The sequence below is a fragment of the Pseudomonas sp. 65/3-MNA-CIBAN-0223 genome (genome assembly GCF_040310425.1).
GTDB classification, from domain to species: domain Bacteria; phylum Pseudomonadota; class Gammaproteobacteria; order Pseudomonadales; family Pseudomonadaceae; genus Aquipseudomonas; species Aquipseudomonas gregormendelii.
The window spans coordinates 1-267 of the sequence record NZ_JBEOPV010000167.1 but is presented as its reverse complement, the minus strand read 5'-3'; the positions used below and the strand labels follow the sequence as shown (position 1 = coordinate 267).

The 267-nt window shown below is 66.3% G+C and carries 1 protein-coding gene; it reads left to right on the top strand.

The features are described from left to right. The coding region (locus tag AAEZ09_RS28390; RefSeq protein ID WP_502947610.1) for a VOC family protein at positions 1 to 193 on the top strand (193 nt) is incomplete at its 5' end. Positions 194 to 267 lie beyond the last annotated feature (74 nt).

Genomic DNA, 267 nt, shown 5'->3' with positions numbered 1-267 from the left:
CTGCTTCATCGTTGCCACACCGCTGGCCGAGGTGATCGCCCACCTCCAGGCGCAGCAGGTCGCCATCGTCGAAGGTCCGGTGCAACGCACCGGCGCGACCGGACCGATCCGCTCGGTGTACCTGCGCGACCCCGACCAGAACCTCATCGAACTGTCCAATCCGTTAGAGAATCCGCTGGAGCCCAACGCATGAGCCAGCACACCCGTGCCCTGACCGAATTCCTCGCCGGGCTTGCCTACGAGCAGATCCCCGAGCCGGTGCTCGCC